This is a genomic window from Pedobacter gandavensis (genome assembly GCF_032678745.1).
Classification (GTDB): domain Bacteria; phylum Bacteroidota; class Bacteroidia; order Sphingobacteriales; family Sphingobacteriaceae; genus Pedobacter; species Pedobacter gandavensis_C.
This window is the reverse complement of record NZ_JAVTST010000001.1, coordinates 969291-986811: the sequence shown is the minus strand read 5'-3', so window position 1 is coordinate 986811 and position 17521 is coordinate 969291. Positions and strand designations below refer to the sequence as shown.

Sequence of the window (17521 nt, the reverse complement as noted above, 5' to 3'; positions counted from 1 at the left end):
CCCTGATCTTTTACAATCAGGGCTTTGTTCGTTTTATTTCCAACCGCCACCTAAGGCTTTGTAAATAGAAATCTGGTTCAGCACCTGTTGTTTCTTCGCCTGAACTTCATTAAGCTCGGCATCTAAAACATTTCTTTGTGTGGTAATGATATCCAGGTAAGTCACCCTTCCAGCTAGAAACAACGCATTAGCTGCTTTAACAGAAGCATTCAGCGCTTTCACCTCTTCGGAGATGAATTCCCTTTTAGCTTTGATGAAAGTCTGAGATTTTACCGCATCCTGAACTTCATTATAAGCCTTTAGAACGATCTTCTCATAGTTCTGGAATGCTATTCCGTAAGTTGCTTTATAACTCTCGTATTCTGCGCGTATTCGGTGCTGGTTGAAGATAGGAGCAGTTAAGCCTCCCATCAATCCATAAGCCAATGCCGTTTGCGGTTGGAACAATTTACCGAGGTCAAAGGATTGCAACCCGATGTGTGGAGCCAATACAATAGAAGGTAAGAACGCGGCACTTGCAGCCTTCGTTTCCTTCTGCGAAGCGATCAATTCCAGACCGGCTTGTCTGATGTCTGGTCTCAAAGCAATCATTTGCAATGGTGTGCCTGATGCTAAAGAACTGTTGGATATAGATTCTTCTAATCCATTGGTTTTTAGTTTAATATCAGATTCAAATGTTCCGGTTAGGAAGTTCAGGTGGTTTTGCATTAAACTCAGCTGTTGCAATACTTCCTGCTCTTTAGCTTTGGAATTGGCAAGCACTGCTTTGAACTGCTGAACGCCTAATTCTGTAGCTACACCTGCTTCTTTTTGCACCTGAATCAGCTTCAATCCGTTCTGTTGTAGCTGGATGTTTCTGCTTAAAATCTTTAGCTCTTCATCCAGGGTAAGCAATTCGAAATAGGCAGCGGATACATTGCTGATCAGTTCAGTCTGTACCAGTTTTTGTCCTTCGTAAGAAGCCAGGAATTTATTCAAGGCTGCTTGCTTTTTGTTTTTCAACTTGCCCCATAAATCCAATTCCCAGGAAGTTCTAATCCCTACAAAATAGTCGGGAAGGGGATTTGGAACCTGTTCACCCGGTTTCAGATTCGGAGAGAAATTGGTGTCGTAATTTCCGATTCCATCTGCAGTGTGAAATCCGTATCTCCTTAATCCACCTTCAATTGCAAGATCTATGTTAGGTAAAGATGCACCTTTGCGCATTCTTAAGTTTGCTTTTGCTATCTCGATATGGTGCAGGGTTTGCTTCATATCCGGGTTGTTGGCCAATGCCCTTTCAATTAATGAAATCAGCTCCTCATCTTTAAAGAATTCTTTCCAGGTGGTATTGGCTACAGTGTTTGTATCAGTGCTTTTCTGGAAGTTTTCAGGTAATGTACGATGCTCGTAAGTAGGCACATCTTTCTTCATCGAGCAACTGCTGATCAACATCACTGAGGCAATCGCCACAACGACCTTAGCGCTGGCAGTTACTTTCTTCTTCATCAAAGAGGAGAAGAGTACATATAGACCAGGAATCACGATTACACCGACTACCGTACCGATGATCATCCCGCCTACAGCCGCGGTACCGATAGAACGGTTTCCTAAGGCACCTGCACCGGTAGCAATCATTAAAGGAACCAATCCTGCTGCAAAAGCAAAAGAGGTCATCAAAATAGGACGCAAACGGGCAACAGAGCCCTCAATTGCAGCATCTAAGAAACTCATACCTTGTTCTTGTTTAATAATGGCATACTCGACGATAAGAATGGCATTCTTTCCGAGTAAGCCGATCAGCATTACCAATGCCACCTGTGCATAAATGTTATTTTCCAGTCCAAACATCCATAAGAACAGGAAGGCTCCAAAAATACCTGCAGGTAAAGAAAGTAATACTGGCAATGGCAGTAGGAAACTTTCATATTGTGCGGCAAGAATCAGGTAAACAAACAATAAACACAAGGCAAAGATGTATAGCGCCTGATTTCCGGAAAGGATCTGCTCACGTGTCATCCCTGACCATTCGATCTCATACCCGGCAGGAAGCTTTTTAGCTACCGCTTCTACGGCATCAATTGCTTGTCCGCTACTAAAGCCTGCAGTGGCATCTCCATTGAGCATGGCCGAAGAGAACATATTGTAACGGGTAATCTGCTCAGGGCCATAAACGCGCTCCATAGTGATAAACGTAGAGAAAGGCATCATTTCTCCCTGCTCATTCTTGATGAATAGGTTCAATACATCCTCAGGTTTTTCACGGTAATTAGGACCGGCTTGCACCATTACCTTATACATTTGTCCGTAACGGATGAAGTTGGTAGCATAATAACTTCCCATTAAAGTTTGCAGGGTATTCATTGCATTTTCTACGCTGATTCCTTTTTTTGCTGCCAGATCATGATCCACCTTGATCAGGTATTGCGGGAAACTCACATCGAAAGTGGTAAATACATTCCCGATTTCTGGGGTCGCTTTCAAGTCTTCAATGAACTTCTTCATCACTTCAGCAGTTCGGTTTAGATCGTCGGCACCTGTTTTATCTAAAAGGCGCAATTCAAAGCCCGAGGAGTTACCAAAACCAGGAACGGTAGGCGGAGGGAAGAATTCAATATCCGCATCCATAATGTGTGAGGTGGCCTTTTTAAGGTTTTCAATCATGTCTGTAACAGACTCCTCACGGTCTTTCCAGGCCACAAGGTTGATCATTCCCATTCCATAAGAGGCACCGGAAACTTCGTTCACCAGACTATATCCGGCAAGGGTAGATACCGTTTCTACTGCTTTCATTTTTCTGCTGATGGCATCAATTTCATTCAGTACAGTTTCCGTTCTGTCTACCGTTGCTCCGGGAGGAGTGGTCACATTGACGTAAATCATGCCCTGATCTTCTGTCGGGATAAATCCGGAAGGTAAAATGCTGCTCATGCCCCAGGTAGTCACAAAGAAAGCGATCAACAGTCCGAAAGTTAAGATTCTTCTTCCAGCGATTCTGGTTAGTAAGCCTTTGTAACCGCCAGCCATTCTATTGTAAGCTCTGTTAAATCCAGCAAAGAATCTGGCCATCCAGCCTTTAGATACCGGTTTATCATGTGGAGAGCGTAAAATAATCGCACACAATGCTGGTGTTAACGTTAATGCATTGATACCGGAAATGATAATCGCCGATGCGAGTGTTAAAGAGAACTGACGGTAGAAAATACCCACCGGACCAGAAAGGAAGGCTACGGGAATAAACACGGCCGACATTACCAGGGTAATCGCCACAACCGGTTTACCTACTTCTTTCATCGCAGCGATGGTAGCTTCCATGGGTTGCAGGTGTTCTTCTTCCATTTTTGAATAGACGGCCTCGACTACCACAATCGCGTTATCGACCACAATACCTATGGCGAGCACGAGGGCAAAGAGTGTCAATAAGTTGATGGAGAAGCCCAGCATCTGCATGAAAAACAAGGCGCCAATTAAACAAACTGGAACCGCTAGCGCCGGAATTAAGGTAGATCTGAAGTCCTGTAAGAAGATAAATACCACAATAAATACCAGAATAAATGCTTCAAGTAAGGTGATTAATACACTTGATATTGAGGCATCAAGGAATCTGGATACGTCGTAACCCATGGTGTATTTCATACCCGGAGGGAAAGCGTTCTCCTGTAAAGCAGCCATACGCTCCTTTACATTTTTAATTACTTCCTGAGCATTTGAGCCAGGCAGCTGTTTTAGCATGATAGATGCAGAGGGCCTGCCATCCGTCTTAGAAACCATCTCATAGTCTAGTGAACCAAACTCAACATCTGCGATGTCTTTAATCCGGATGATAGAACCATCTGCATTTGCCCTGATCGGAATGTTTTTATATTCCTCAGATTCTGAGAACTTCCCAGGATACCGCAAAACATATTGCTGCATGTTGATCGATTTATCAGAACCAATCCCCGTTTGTCCGGGTGCAGCTTCCACATTTTGCTTTCTTAAAGCTGCAATTACATCATCAGAAGAGATGTTGTAAGCGGCCAGTCGGTCTGGTTTTAGCCAAACACGCATTGCATAATCTCTTAAGCCCATGATTTGGGCAAAGCCGACTCCTTCAATACGTTTCAATTCTTTTAAGATATTGATGTCAGTGAAGTTGTAGATAAAGCGCTCATCTGCAGTTTTATCATCACTGTAGATGTTCAGATACATCAACATACTATTCACCTCTTTCTCGGTCGTTACTCCGGCCTTGATTACCTCTTCAGGCAATTCGTCGAGTACGGTAGTAACCCTGTTCTGCACGTTTACAGCGGCAATATCAGGGTCAGTACCCACTTTAAAGAAAACCTGAATCAGAGTCGTCCCGTTATTGGTAGATACGGAACTCATGTAAGTCATTCCGGCAACACCGTTAATGGCTCTTTCCAAAGGAATGGCCACTGCATTGGTACTTACCTCGGCATTTGCACCGGTATAATTGGCGGTCACCACTACCGAAGGCGGAACGATGTCCGGGAATTGGGTAACCGGCAAGGTAAATAGCGCCAGTAGCCCCAGGAGGGTGATAAATAAGGAAATAACCAGTGATAATACCGGTCGTTTTATGAATTGTTCAAACATAATAATTTATGATTTATGCGCAGGATTTAGTTTTTGGCGATAGGGTTAGCTTTGATGTCCATAGGTTTAACCGTCAGGCCGTCGCGCAGACTTTGGGTGCCTTCAAAAACGATCTTATCTGATTTCTTCAGACCAGAGTTCACCATGTAGTAGTGTCCAATACGTTGTCCGGCTTCAAATGGCGTCATCTTGATGGTGTTGTTTTCGTTTAACACGTATACATAAGTCCTGTCCTGAATCTCGAATACAGACTTTTGGTGAACTGCTAGAATTTCTCCTGTTTCTACTGGAACGCTGATTTTACCGGATGCGCCATGTTTTAAGAGTCCTTCTGCATTAGGGAATAGGGCTTTTAGAGATAGTGAGCCAGTCTGACTTGCGAATTCACTTTCCGCAAATCGGGCAGTACCTTCAAAAGGATATACTACACCGTTGGCTAGTGTGAGTTTAACGCGTTTTTTGAAGTTGTTTTTCGAATAGGCAGAGTCGCTGGCAATGTTCAGGTATTCTTTTTCGGTGATCGAGAAGTAAACGTTGACTGCGCTTAAATCGGAAACCGTGGTTAGGAGGGAGCCTTCTTCCAATAAGCTACCCGCTTTTAAAGGCATTCTATCAATGCGTCCTGTAAAAGGCGATTTGATCAGGGTATGAGATAATCTTGATTTTGCATAACGCAACACGGATCTGGCTTCCGCTACGCGTGATTCTGCAGCTTTCAGTTTAGCTGCTCCCAGATCAAGTTCTGTTTTGGAAACGATATTGCTTTGCACCAATACCTTTGTTCTTTCCTGCTCTAAATCTACAGTTTTCGCATCTGCAATGGCATTGTTCAATACGGCTTCGGCCTTACTCAGATCTGCTTTGTATTCTTCGTCATTGATCTTGAAGAGAACTTGTCCGGCTTTAACCGCCGAACCTTCTTCTACATAGATTTTCTCCAGGAATCCGGATAATCTGGACCTTACTTCTACGTTTTTTACCGCCTGGATATCGGCAATGTATTCTTTGAAAATTAGGGTGTCTAATACGCTGACAGTAGCGATAGGCACGGTTTTGGCCTGGTCTGTAACACTAGGCTCTTTGCTTTGTGAGGTACAGCCGGCGATGGTAACGGCAGCTAAAATTGGGAAATAAGCTAAATACTTAACTTTCATGGTCATAATGATTTTTAGGGACGCGTCAATGCGTTCCCAGATATGGATGTTTAAAAAGAAAAATGCGTGGAAAGGAGCTTTTCGAGCGGTTTAAGCGCTCAAAAGCATTGGCCAGCTTGGGCCATTAGTATTTTTAATCCTATGAAATCAGACAAAAAGAGTGCATAGCCCGGATAATATTCGGGACAGCTACCTCAATTACATGGTATTCAATAATGGAAATACTAAAAGAATGGGTTGCCTAGAATGGCTTTAACCTAAATAAGTGGGTGTAATAACTTGGCAAGCAAGTGCTTTTCGTTTTGTAGAAGGGGTGGATGGTCGTGATTACTTTCCCGATCTGTTTAAAGATAAAGAAGGAAAAGAGAATCAGCATAGCCGGTAGGATGTAAATCCCCGTCTGGAAAAGGCGGTAGTTTTCATTTGGAATCTCAATGCCATCTTCGTAGTTGTGCATTGGAATGTCCAATAGGTCGTCGAGTACAATTTCAAGTAAAGAGTCGCCAGCAAACGAATACTGCTTTATAGAAGCGTCTCCCGCTTCATAAGCAATAATGTTCAGGTAGGCGAACAACGATAAAAAATGAAACAACTTGATAAACATACGGGGTCAAATATAGAATTTTCCATACCCTGATTCTTTAGAGAAAATTGTCTTTACACTTTTATGATAAACCCCATCCAAGCACAATTGCGCGAAAATGGGGGCTTCATTCTTTATGTTTTTACAGAATAATTTATTCTTTTAGTTTTCTTAAGTACTGATTAGCATTGGGGTTATGTAGGTTGAGTTCAAGTACGTGTTGATGGTTTTTGATGGCCAGATTTGTGTTGCCCAGCAGTTCCTAAACCTCTGTCAGACTAGTATAAGTATTCGAATTTATATTCTTCTTTTTACTTCTTCAGATCCCGCATCTCTATCTCTCTTGTCCTTCACGGTCATTTTGCCAAAGTTAAAGCTGAGCGAAAGTGCAACGCTCTGCGTGTCGTAATAGTTTTCATCTACGATCCTCAGTTCGTTTACCAGTACTTTGTACCGATCTTTATTACTCTTAAAGAAGTCCTGACCAGATAAGGTAACGTTCCATGCACCAATAGACTTCCTTAACCGCAATTCCGTTTCCAGCCTGTTTCCAATTTCCGTGTTTACAATGGTAACAGGGAAGGTGTTATTGGCGATTACCGTGCAGGAAAGCCCGCTTTTCTTTGAAATGTTAAAGGTTTGATTGGTAGAAAGACTCAGCAGGAAGGTTTTATTATCGATCAGGATCTGATCTGCATAAAGCCCTTTTGAAAGGACATAACCGGTTAATGCGGTACCGGACAACCTCCACCATGGCATAATTTGCTGGAAATAAGTGATGGCATTTGAGAAGCTGTATTTGTTGCCATAATTGACTTTCTTATTGGCAATTACATTTCCGACTGGATTGCTGGGTAGGGCATAAATCTCGTCCAGCGACTGGCTCGCAGCCAATTGGAAGGTAAATGTACCCGATTTACTGATCAGCGTATGGCTCAATTCTTCTCTATAATACTTAGAAGGCATCAAAAATGGGTTTCCCTCAAAATAAGTCTGGTCGGTGGTATAGGTACGGAATGGATTTACATCCCAAAAACCAGGTCTATTTATCCTGCTGGAAAGCGCTAACACATAGGATTTCTCCTTGCTGTTGCTGTATTTCAGGAATGCCGTTGGGAATACATTGCTGTAGTTTCTATTGACTACTTTGTTGCCTTCCAGCCAACCTTTGGCAATCGTGTTTTCTACACGTAAACCAAGCTGATAAGACCATTTTGGGTTGATACGAGCGTTTAAAATGCCATAAACGGAGTTGATATATTCATCGTACTGGAAAAAGTTGCTCCTGTTCAGGTCCTTTATCCATTGATCATCCCCAAGCCGATTTTCGAAAAGCAGGTGGTTGCTGATTTTGGAAAGCATCGTTTTTAGTCCGAAATCGATAGACAAGTCCTTATGTACTGGCCATTCAAAATCAGCTTTAAGGGATTGATTGCTGATTTTTTGTGGAGCAGAACTTCTAAACCAGTCTTTTATATATAGGGCTTGTTGACTGCCTGGATTCAGCGCCTCTGTTTTACTGATAGATTTGTTTTTCGAATTGTATTCCAGTGCATCCAGGTCAATACTCAAGGTTTTACCTTTTCCATCTAGTTTACCCTGGTAATTGAGGTTCAGTGCATAGGTGTTGGAGCTTAAATCATCTCGATTCTTCGTTGCGGCAAGGGAATCCCGTGTTTGGTAAAGATCGCGACTTTGGGCATCCCTGCTTTCTTTTTGTGTCATTCCGGAATAGTCAAATAGTAGCCCAACTACATGGTTGCTATTGATTTGATGGTCGATTCCTAAACTGCCACCAGGCGATAAAATCTGGTAGTCATTAAAGGAGTGTATACTTCGCTGCAGCAAATTATCCCCAGTGCCTGCAGGATAATAAATGTCTTTCTTAAACTCCGGCTTCCTACTTCTGTTGCTCATGTATAAATTAGAGAAAACATTCCATTTGCCTGAGCGATTGTTTCCATAAAGGCTTCCTGCCTGAGAATTTACTGCGGTTTGTCGGGCACTTAATCCAGCATTTCCTATAAAACCTTCTTCTTTGTTCTTTTTAGTGATGATGTTGATGATGCCGGCACCGCCTTCCGCATCGTACTTACTGGAAGGGGTAGTCATCACTTCAATTGCCTCCAGGTTCTCAGATGGGATACTGCTCAGGTAGTTTTTTAGTGCAGTGCCAGTGAGGATTTTCCTTTTATTGTTGAGGTAAACGACAGCACCAGTAGTTCCGCTGATTTGTATGGCAGCATCTCCGGAAACGTTTACCAATGGTGTCTTTTCAAGTACATCCCAGATGTTATTTCCAAAAACCAGGTCTGTTTCTCCTACATTAAAACGCAGGCGATCTATTTGTCGCTGGAAGATGGGCTTTTTAGCAGTTACCCTTACTTCATTTAAAGTCTGCGAACCCTGGTATTGAATATTTACAAGTGTGTCTTTATTGATGATGGCCAACAAAGCCGTGTCTCTATAGGCTAGGTACTTAAATTGGAACTGATAATTTCCTTTTAACACGTTTTTAAACTGATAATGTCCTTCAGGATTGGTGATGGTATTAGCGATCACCTTAGCGTCTTGTTTCAAACTCACCACTACCATTGCCAATGGACTATGGTTTTCATCGGTCACCTTACCGGAAACTAGGTGTTTGCTGGATGGCAATGCTGATTGCGAAAAGGCGGTTGCTATGAATGAGGCGTTGAGAAATAGACTGAGTAGCGCTAATTTTTTCATAACCTAAGATGCCCAAATTACCGGACTTTCCAAAAAAAAACGGCCCTCTTATAAAGAGAGCCGTTGAATATTTATAGAATGATAGCCTTGAATAGGTGTTTAAACCAATTCTACGTAATTGCTTTTCCAAAGGATACCATTTTTGCTTTCCATCTTTTTCAGGAAACCCTGATCAAAAAGCTCTTCCAATTTAACGGCTGCGGCCTCCATGGAAATGTTGCTCAAATAGGCAAACTCCTTATCCGCCATTGTTGGGAAATGGCTGAACAGGTTTTTCGGGTCAGTATCTATATCTGTCTTCTTAGCATGTGGTAGGCGCGTCAAAATGATGTCCACAAAGTGATCATAAGTTTGGTGCCCTTTAACGGTTACATGTTCATTGGTCGCATCAGAAAAGATCAGCGTAGGAAAACTGGTTACACCATGGGTTTTGCCGGTGTTCAGGTCTTCTTTAAACAGCTCTTTTGCACGGCCCTCAAAGTCCCTCAATAGTCTGGCAGAATCCAGCCCTACTTCTAAAGCTGCTTTTTCCAGGAATTCCCATTTGATGATGTTTTTCTTTTCTACAAAAACCATCTCATTGATGCGCCTTAAGAAAAGGGGAGCAAGGTCATTGTCCTGCATCTGTGCTGCTTTAAACGCGATGGAAGGTGGGTAAGAGGAATTCATAGGATCCTCAATCCATAGATCACCATCGATAGGCATCTCGTGGATGGCGCAAACTTCATCCCAGTGTTTTGCCACTTCTGTTGGGTTGTTTACTTTGCCCTTAGGGTATTCTCCCCAGGAAGGAAGCATTCCACCCATACAGTATTTAATGTTCAGGTAACTGCCGTATTCCAGTTTAAGTTTCCTAAGTAATGGCTGTATGGTCCAGCAGGTAGAACAGATTGGGTCGGTAAAGTACAGCACTTCAATTTGCATGTTTGCATTTACTTCATCATGTTCTTCTTTGTTGGCGATCAATGGTACCGGAATATCATCATCATTCTGATCTGTAGGGTTTAGGAAAATGTGCTTCAAATCCCTGCCCAACTGAATGTGTTTTTCTATCTGTGGCGCTCTGGTCGCATAGTACTTTTCAAAAGCAATTTCATGGTTTTCATTGCTGATCAGCTCATCAACAAGTGTTCTTGCATCTACAATTGCATTGGTGGTACCGGCACTGGTAAATGGAAGGGAAAGGTGTGCTGCATCGCCAATCAAGACTACATTTTGATGGTGAAAAGAGGGTAGTAGATCGAAATCCCGGGTGTTCCAGATGTAACTGCTGTTAAAGTCGTTGGTAGACAATAGTTCCTGAACTTCTACAGGGAAATCCTTTAGCAGTTCAGTACAAAATTCCTTAATCCCCTCAGGACTTTGGGTTTTAACATCATTTAAACGGGAATCGTATTGTACAAACCAGACAAACTCATTCTTATCCGTAGGAATCATCCCAAAAGCCAATCCTTTGGTGTTGTCCTGAAATTTGTTGAAGTTCTCGCCATGCGTTTTCGCCAGCTTTTCATTGTAAGAAACCCCTACAACTTCTTTTACAACGACCGGAGTAAAGGTGACTTCGCCCATGATCTGTTGTCTTACTTTTGAATTTCCACCATCTGCGCCAACAAAAATATCACCGTATTCCAGCTCTCCATTCGTAAAGGCAGCAGCTACAGCTTTGTCATTCTCATATATAAAATGGGAGAACTCACGGCCTTCTTTCACTAGTTCTGTCGGAAAGGAGCGCTTTAAGAATTGGATCAGATCGCCACGCTTGATGCACTTCCAGGAATCCAGGTGTAAATGCTTGATTTCTTTCCCGGAAGGTCTTTTTAGAATAAAGTCATGAACCATTTTTCCAGGTACAACTGTATGGTCGTCCGGACTCAGTTCTTTTAATTTAGTAAGCCCATCACTGTGCATTAAAAAGGCATGACCTCTTTCCGGCACATTTACCAGCCTTTCGTTAATTATGGTTTCTATATTTTGTTTTCGCAAAAATATACCAAGGGTGAGTCCGGCGATGCCTCCTCCAATTATGACAACTTTCATAGGGATTTTATGGTGTGCTTGATACGAGAGAGCGCATCTGTGAGTATTTCTTCTGAAGTAGCGAAGCTCAAACGGATATAACCTTCTGCACCTTCGCCAAACCATTGTTTTAAACCAGGAACTACCGCAACTTTGGCCTCATTGAAGAGTAAATCGCGAACTTCCATGCTGGTTTTATGTGTTCCAGTGATGTTCACAAAGGCAACATAGCATCCTTCCGGTGCAATGCATTGAAAACCATCTACTGTGTTTAGTTCTTTTACAATTAATTCCCGCATTTGATGCAGGTGGGTTTTGAAAGCATCCAGGTAATAAGCAGATTCTGTTAGGGCTGCTGTTGCTGCAATCTGCGACAATACATTGGCGCCATTGATCGTAGAACTATGTAAGGAAGCTTCAAATAACTGGCTATAGTGTTCCGGATTGGAGGCCATCACCGTACCGATCCTTAAGCCTGCCAGGCCGTAGGATTTGCTGAATCCGGTAATCGTAATGGTCCTGTCACGGATTTCTTCATTCAGTGATGCAATACTGGTGAAAACATGGGGCGCATAGATAATGTCACTCCAGATCTCATCCGATAAAATGATCAGGTCATGTTTGCAGGCAATCTCTCCAAAACGTAGTAATTCTGCTTTGGTAAAAACTTTTCCTGTTGGATTTAAAGGATTACAGATGCAGATCATTTTGGTGTTCTTGTTGATCAGCTTTTCCAGTCCTTCAAAATCTACTGGCACATCGCCCGGAGGAATAGAAAAAGGAACTGCAGTAGCACCTACAGCTTCTATAGAGTAGCGGAAAAGGAAATCTACAGGATCAAAAATCAAGGCTTCATCCTGTGCCCTTAGAAAGGTTTTACAGGTTAGCCAAATGCCAAAAGCAGCACTGTCTACCGGGAAAAGAAGCGAAGGGTCTGCAGGGATATTTCGTTTTTCCTGAAAGAATTCGGCCATGCTTTCTTTGAACTGTGGCAAGCCTTCCGGCGGACCATAGCAAAGGTACCTGTCTTTCGTAAATTTAATAATTGCTTCGGAAATTTCCGGGGCACATGGAAAATCCGGATCGGCTGCGGTTAAGGGAATGACACCGTTCGGAACGGTTGCCCACCTTAAATTGTAAGCCCTTTTTTTTAATACGTCAAGGTTGACTGATGAAGAGGAGAACATGTTTTTTTATAGTGATTAAGTTGGTCGCTTAGGGGTGATGATGGCCATAGTAGGAGTTAAGACAGATCTCCCATAATCTGGATAAATCGTTCCTTATTCAATGGCTTAATGATAAAATCAGATACTACACTGAAGTTTCTGGACCTTTCAATATCATGAGGAGAAATTGAAGAAGAAACGATGTATAAAATGATGGTCTTCCGTATTCTTGGCTCCACAACGGTGTACTCTTCCAAAAATTCCCAACCATCCATGATCGGCATACTCAGATCCAGAAATATGACATCAGGCAGGATCTCTGAATTGTTTTGGTTGGCTTTAAGGAAGTTGAGGGCTTGCAGTCCATCATTAAACTCATCAATGTGAGTGCTGATATTAGCCGCCTTAATCATTCTTTTTGTGAGAAAAACAAAGGTGCTATCGTCATCTATGAGTGCTATTTTTTTTAACGAATTCATGCTTTCTGATTTATAAATTCAATAAAAAAGGTAGAGCCAACATCAATTTTACTTTCTACCCATATTTTACCTTTCATGGCTTCTACCTGGGTCTTTGTCATATATAGTCCAAAACCTTTCGAATTCGGGTGATGGTGAAATACCTTTCCAATCTTAAAACAGTTGTCTTTATGTTTATCCATATCTATGCCAAGCCCGTTATCAGTAAATGATAACAACACTTTCCCATCTGTTTTCTTACTCTGGAGCTGGATAACAAGCTTTCTTTTTGGACTTTGGTATTTCAGACAATTACTAAATAGGTTATGAAAAATGCTATATAAGTACTTCGCTGGAAAATAAACCGATGGCGCATCTTCGAAATCAGTTTCTATAATGGCTTCGGATTTATTAATCTCCGACTGTAATCCTTCAAAAGTCCTGCGAATGCAGTCTGTTAAGAGGATGTCTTCCGATTTGATCTCCAGGTCTTGTTTAATCTGTATGGATTCTACCAGTTCATTAAACGTGGTGTGGAGATTCTCAATTACTGGTTTTAATTTAGAAATAAGGGTTTTCTGTTCCTCAGGGTTATTCGTGTCTTCAATAAATTCTACCAACATAGACATGTTCACCAATGGTGCCCTAAGGTTATGAGATACAATGTTACAAAAATCGATTAGCTGCGTGTTTTGTGATGACAATTGCTGTACCAGGGCCGCCTGCTTTTCTTCCATTACTTTACGGTCTGTAATGTCTATCCCGAAACCGATTACCATAGAAAGGTCGCCGTTTTCATCATGAACGGGATACATCCTACGTAAATGGGTGATGTTATTGCCTTCAGGATCCTTCAAGCTGTCTTCCCAACGGATCTCCTTGCGACTTTCCTTTACCTGTAGAAACTGTTCTCTTCTTAAATCAGCAGTAGTAGTGTCTCTGTTTCGGAAAGCTGCATACTGGTAATCGTCTTTACCAACGATAAAGTCCCGGTATTCTTTAACACTGATCGCACCGGGATTTACAAACAGGTATTTATGGTTGGCATCAAAAACAGCAATGTCTGTAGGCAGTTTATTTAATATGTTTTCATAAAACTTTTGCTGTTTAACCAGCTCCTGAGAAATCTGATTCCTATTGGTGATGTCACTTACAAAACAGATGTAAAAATGTTTTCCCTGTATGGTTGCAGAAGAAATACTCAAGGCAATATCAAAAGTACTATGGTCCTTTTTTAAGGCAGAAATCTCTACAGTGGTATTAGGGTGGTTCTCCGGAGCGTCATAATTGAGGTTTTCCAGAAGTTGCAGATACTGTTCATGGTAAGCAGCAGGAAAAGCTATTTCATGGAAATGTTGTCCAATAACTTCCTTTTTTTGCCATCCAAAGATGCTTTCAGCCTTAGGATTCCATTGAGAAATGATGCCGATATCATCCAGCACAATCACTGCATCAATAGCATTGTGAAAAATAGTGTCGATTTCCTGAGAAGGAGTAACCGTATCATCAGCCAGTTTTTTTAGGTCGATGTTCTCCAGATTAATCCTAATGATATCAAAAGCCTGCTGCGCTAAAAGTTCCAGCCCATTGAGCTGTTTACTATTCAACTCACGCGGCATTTTATCCATAACACATATATATGCTACAGGAGTATTATGAATAGGGTTGAGAATGGGTACACTCGCATAAAAACAGATACCTGATTCCAGCAATGGATGATTGCTAAAACGCGGGTCTAATTTGATATCTGGAACAACTATAGGCAGGCTGGAATGGAAGGGTAGCGTCCAGGAATTCTGATGCTCAGAAATTGCGCTACTGGTTTTTATCAAAGTGCCGTTTTCAGCTTCAATGCCAACAAAAGCAATTGGTACTTCGCATAGCATTTCTGCCAATGATACGATGACACTAAAGTTCGTTTGGTTTTCTTCATCAAACAGGTGCTGTAGATGAATGAAGCTTACTTTTTCAATCCCCGGATAGGAGCCTAATCTCATATTTTCTTTTAAAATTAGAATGGCATTAAGATTAAAGTTATAAAATATTAATTGAAATCTTTCGCTAGACTTCTAACTCTGTAATATTAATTAAAATTATTGATTTGACCCTTATTAGAACGTTTTTTTTGAACGCTATTTTTTATTAAGATTTGTTCTTATAAGTCCTGTTGTGTTTTTAAAGGGTAATTCTTTGCGTCTGATGCTAATTTCGGGCCTTTATTGGTTTATGTTATTTGGCTGGGAGTTTTGTTTAGTTTGCTGGTATTCAGTTGTATGTAATTAAAACATATGGCTATTCAATAAGAGTTTTTAATTGAATTTTATTTTACTTTCTGAAATACGATGACTTATAGCAGAAGTGTCATAAAACTGATCAATTAGTTAATTATTTGATGATTTATGAAATGAAGAGCAGAAGATCTCCCTGACTAAAATTTAAGGCAAATTTATAGCCATAGCAAAATCAGCTTAAAATAAATGTTTCAGACTTCCAGAAGGATACCTCTAAAAACTGCATAATTGGGTACAATGGCTTAGTTTTTGAAAGAATGGTCAAAAATTATCAACCTATAATCAATGCAAACCCACAATCTGCTGCTTTATAAAAACGGGGCAGGTTAACTAAAACTTAATATGGAATTTTATAGAAATCAAAAAAAATCGAATCAACTGGTACTTATATATGTAGGTCTGATTGTGATGTTACTAGGTATCCTTTTATATAGTACTGGAATCATTGCAGATGCCTACCTTCCTAAAGCAGCAGTAATATCGGGGATTGGTGTTTTAGTACTGACCTTCTGCTTAATTAAATCCTTAATCGCTGCGAAGGATAAATCGCCGATGATTGCACTTCAACCAGATGGGATTGTTTCGAGAGTTACACCAGTAAGTAAAGCCGCCGGACTAATCAGTTGGAAAGATATTCAGGAACTGAGCCTTTCTGAAATGGGAGCGGATGTGCTGGTTACCCTTCACCTGAGCAATGTAGACCATTACAAAGCAGTGATCAGTAAGAAATTATCTAAAATGGCAGTGAGCGACAGTACAGATGAAAACGGACATTTTATGGTTTACCTAACGGCTTCCCACATTGATTGCAATGCCGCAGAATTATTGGCTAAAATCAATGCTTACGACCCAAGAAACAAATAATACTCATTTAATTTATTCAAATGTTAATATATAGAGGATGGGGCTTTCTTGCCCTGTTGATTCCAACGATCACGATTCTGACTGGAATTTATTTTTTCGGAGTAAAAGGGAATGCCAGCTATGAAATATTCATTTATAGCGTTTTAGCCGCAGCACCTATTACGTTTTTTCTAGGGATCTGGTTAAACAAGAAAAGCATCCATGATCTTTATTTTCTGCGTTTGCAATATTGGGGACTGATATGGGCTGCAGTTGGAATCGGAATGTTGGTCTTTAAATACTTAAAACCTTAGGTTTACGAAGGCTGTTTCTAGCCATAAAACACAGTGCTTTTCGCAAAAGAGCAGGATTCCTTCAGTAAAATATGAAATGCCCCCAAAAAGTCAGACACGATTTGGGGGCATTTTTATGAATAGAAAACCACCCAATTACGGGTAGGATAGTACAAATGCTATTATTTCTGATCAAGAATTCGCAATAGCTTTTCTAAATCTTCGACCGTATTGTAAAAATAGAAGGAGAGCCTCAAACCATCTCCACGGGGAGAAACGATGATGTTGGCTTCCTGTAATCGTTGGTTGAGTTCGGTATTTGTAGGAATATTGAAAATTGTGGAATGCTGATCCCTTGCTGCAACAGCATTGGAAAGTAGGCCACGTGCGGTTAATGCTTTTTTTGCCATTTCTCCAATAGAAGCCAATCTGTTGGCAATAAAATCAGTACCCAGGGATTCAATCAATAAAATGGACTGCTTTAAGGTGCCAAAGTTTAAGGTATCCAGATGTCCGGGTTCAAAACAAAGCGATAACAAAGAGCGATCCTTTAAGAAAGGTTCTGTAGGTAGTGGACAATTGATCCGATCCTGGTACAAGTGTTGGCTAACTTGATCTTTCAGGAGCGCAAAGCCATTGCCATAGCCAGAAAGCATCCATTTATAGCCGCTACTCATGAGAACATCTAAGCCTGATTCTTCAAAATTGAAAGCGGTTGTTCCACAAAATTGAGTGCCATCGCCAACGATCAGCAGATCGGGATAGTTTTCCTTTAATCTTTTGAGAAAATTAAGATCTATCTTGATCCCACTGGCATATTGAACCAAACTAAGGGCCAATACTGATGGCTTAAAGCTTTCAATTTTTGCGAGTATGTTCTGTTCAAAGTTCTCATCGGCCAGGGCATAGTCGCAATTAAATCCTCTGCTCTCTACCGGATAATTGATCGAAGGATAATCACTGGCCACCAATAAGAATTTATGATCAGGCGATAATCCATCAAGAAAGGTGTTAAAAGCAATGGATAAATTCTGTACAAGAAAGGTGTTTTCTACCTTGCTATGGAAAAATCTGGCCACATGTTCCCTTACATCCTGCAAAAATTCACGCTGTTGTAAACGGAAGTTACTGCCTCGCTGGATAAAATCTTCGTCATGTGATTTTCTCCATTCTACAATGGAGGTCGATAATATGCCTGAACTGGCGGTGTTCAGGTAACTGCAATTCGCTAGTACGGGAAACTGTGCAATGAAACTCATAACACGAATATACAGATTACCCTAATTTCAAGGTATCATCCATAGGATAATCCATTAAAATAGTAACTTAATCTATTTATGGATTAGCTGGATGCGCCTAGCTTTGGCCCTTAACCACAATTGCTAGCCACAAAAACCAACCTAGAA

11 protein-coding genes are annotated in these 17521 nt (G+C 41.2%); 2 read left to right on the top strand and 9 right to left on the bottom strand.

Going from position 1 to position 17521, the window contains the following annotated elements; genetic code table 11:
• Positions 1-33: 33 nt before the first annotated feature.
• The 8 genes from R2S10_RS03795 to R2S10_RS03760 all read right to left on the bottom strand — a co-directional run bounded on the left by R2S10_RS03795 (position 34) and on the right by R2S10_RS03760 (position 14685).
• Positions 34-4581 carry an efflux RND transporter permease subunit gene (locus R2S10_RS03795; protein WP_316839112.1) on the bottom strand — a complete coding sequence of 1516 codons (4548 nt, stop codon included), beginning with the start codon at positions 4579-4581 and terminating at the stop codon, positions 34-36.
• Positions 4582-4607: 26 nt separating this feature from the next.
• On the bottom strand, positions 4608-5735 hold the full coding sequence (locus R2S10_RS03790) for an efflux RND transporter periplasmic adaptor subunit (protein WP_316839111.1): 1128 nt from the start codon (positions 5733-5735) through the stop codon (positions 4608-4610).
• A gap of 241 nt (positions 5736-5976) precedes the next feature.
• A complete protein-coding gene (locus R2S10_RS03785; RefSeq protein ID WP_316839110.1) occupies positions 5977-6339 on the bottom strand; it encodes a hypothetical protein in 363 nt (120 codons plus the stop codon).
• A 276-nt stretch (positions 6340-6615) separates the two neighbouring features.
• Positions 6616-9048 (bottom strand): TonB-dependent receptor, encoded by a 2433-nt coding sequence (locus tag R2S10_RS03780; protein ID WP_316839109.1) that lies wholly within the window; start codon positions 9046-9048, stop codon positions 6616-6618.
• A gap of 99 nt (positions 9049-9147) precedes the next feature.
• Positions 9148-11085 carry a DsbA family protein gene (locus R2S10_RS03775; RefSeq protein ID WP_316839108.1) on the bottom strand — a complete coding sequence of 646 codons (1938 nt, stop codon included), beginning with the start codon at positions 11083-11085 and terminating at the stop codon, positions 9148-9150.
• Positions 11082-12251 carry a pyridoxal phosphate-dependent aminotransferase gene (locus tag R2S10_RS03770; RefSeq protein ID WP_316839107.1) on the bottom strand — a complete coding sequence of 390 codons (1170 nt, stop codon included), beginning with the start codon at positions 12249-12251 and terminating at the stop codon, positions 11082-11084. Before R2S10_RS03770 ends, R2S10_RS03775 begins: the two co-directional genes overlap by 4 nt.
• A gap of 56 nt (positions 12252-12307) precedes the next feature.
• Positions 12308-12709, bottom strand: coding sequence for a response regulator (locus R2S10_RS03765; protein WP_316839106.1), 402 nt, complete (start codon positions 12707-12709; stop codon positions 12308-12310).
• A complete protein-coding gene (locus R2S10_RS03760; protein ID WP_316839105.1) occupies positions 12706-14685 on the bottom strand; it encodes a PAS domain S-box protein in 1980 nt (659 codons plus the stop codon). Before R2S10_RS03760 ends, R2S10_RS03765 begins: the two co-directional genes overlap by 4 nt.
• 636 nt (positions 14686-15321) lie before the next feature.
• Between R2S10_RS03760 and R2S10_RS03755 the strand changes: the two genes are divergently transcribed.
• Together R2S10_RS03755 and R2S10_RS03750 are read left to right on the top strand one after the other, a co-directional pair.
• Positions 15322-15843 (top strand): STM3941 family protein, encoded by a 522-nt coding sequence (locus R2S10_RS03755; RefSeq protein WP_316839104.1) that lies wholly within the window; start codon positions 15322-15324, stop codon positions 15841-15843.
• Positions 15844-15863: 20 nt separating this feature from the next.
• Complete coding sequence (locus R2S10_RS03750; protein WP_316839103.1) at positions 15864-16136, top strand: hypothetical protein; 273 nt, start codon at positions 15864-15866, stop codon at positions 16134-16136.
• A 161-nt stretch (positions 16137-16297) separates the two neighbouring features.
• Here R2S10_RS03750 and R2S10_RS03745 read toward each other — a convergent pair whose 3' ends face one another.
• Positions 16298-17374, bottom strand: coding sequence for an aminotransferase class V-fold PLP-dependent enzyme (locus R2S10_RS03745; RefSeq protein ID WP_316839102.1), 1077 nt, complete (start codon positions 17372-17374; stop codon positions 16298-16300).
• Between the last annotated feature and the right edge of the window lie 147 nt (positions 17375-17521).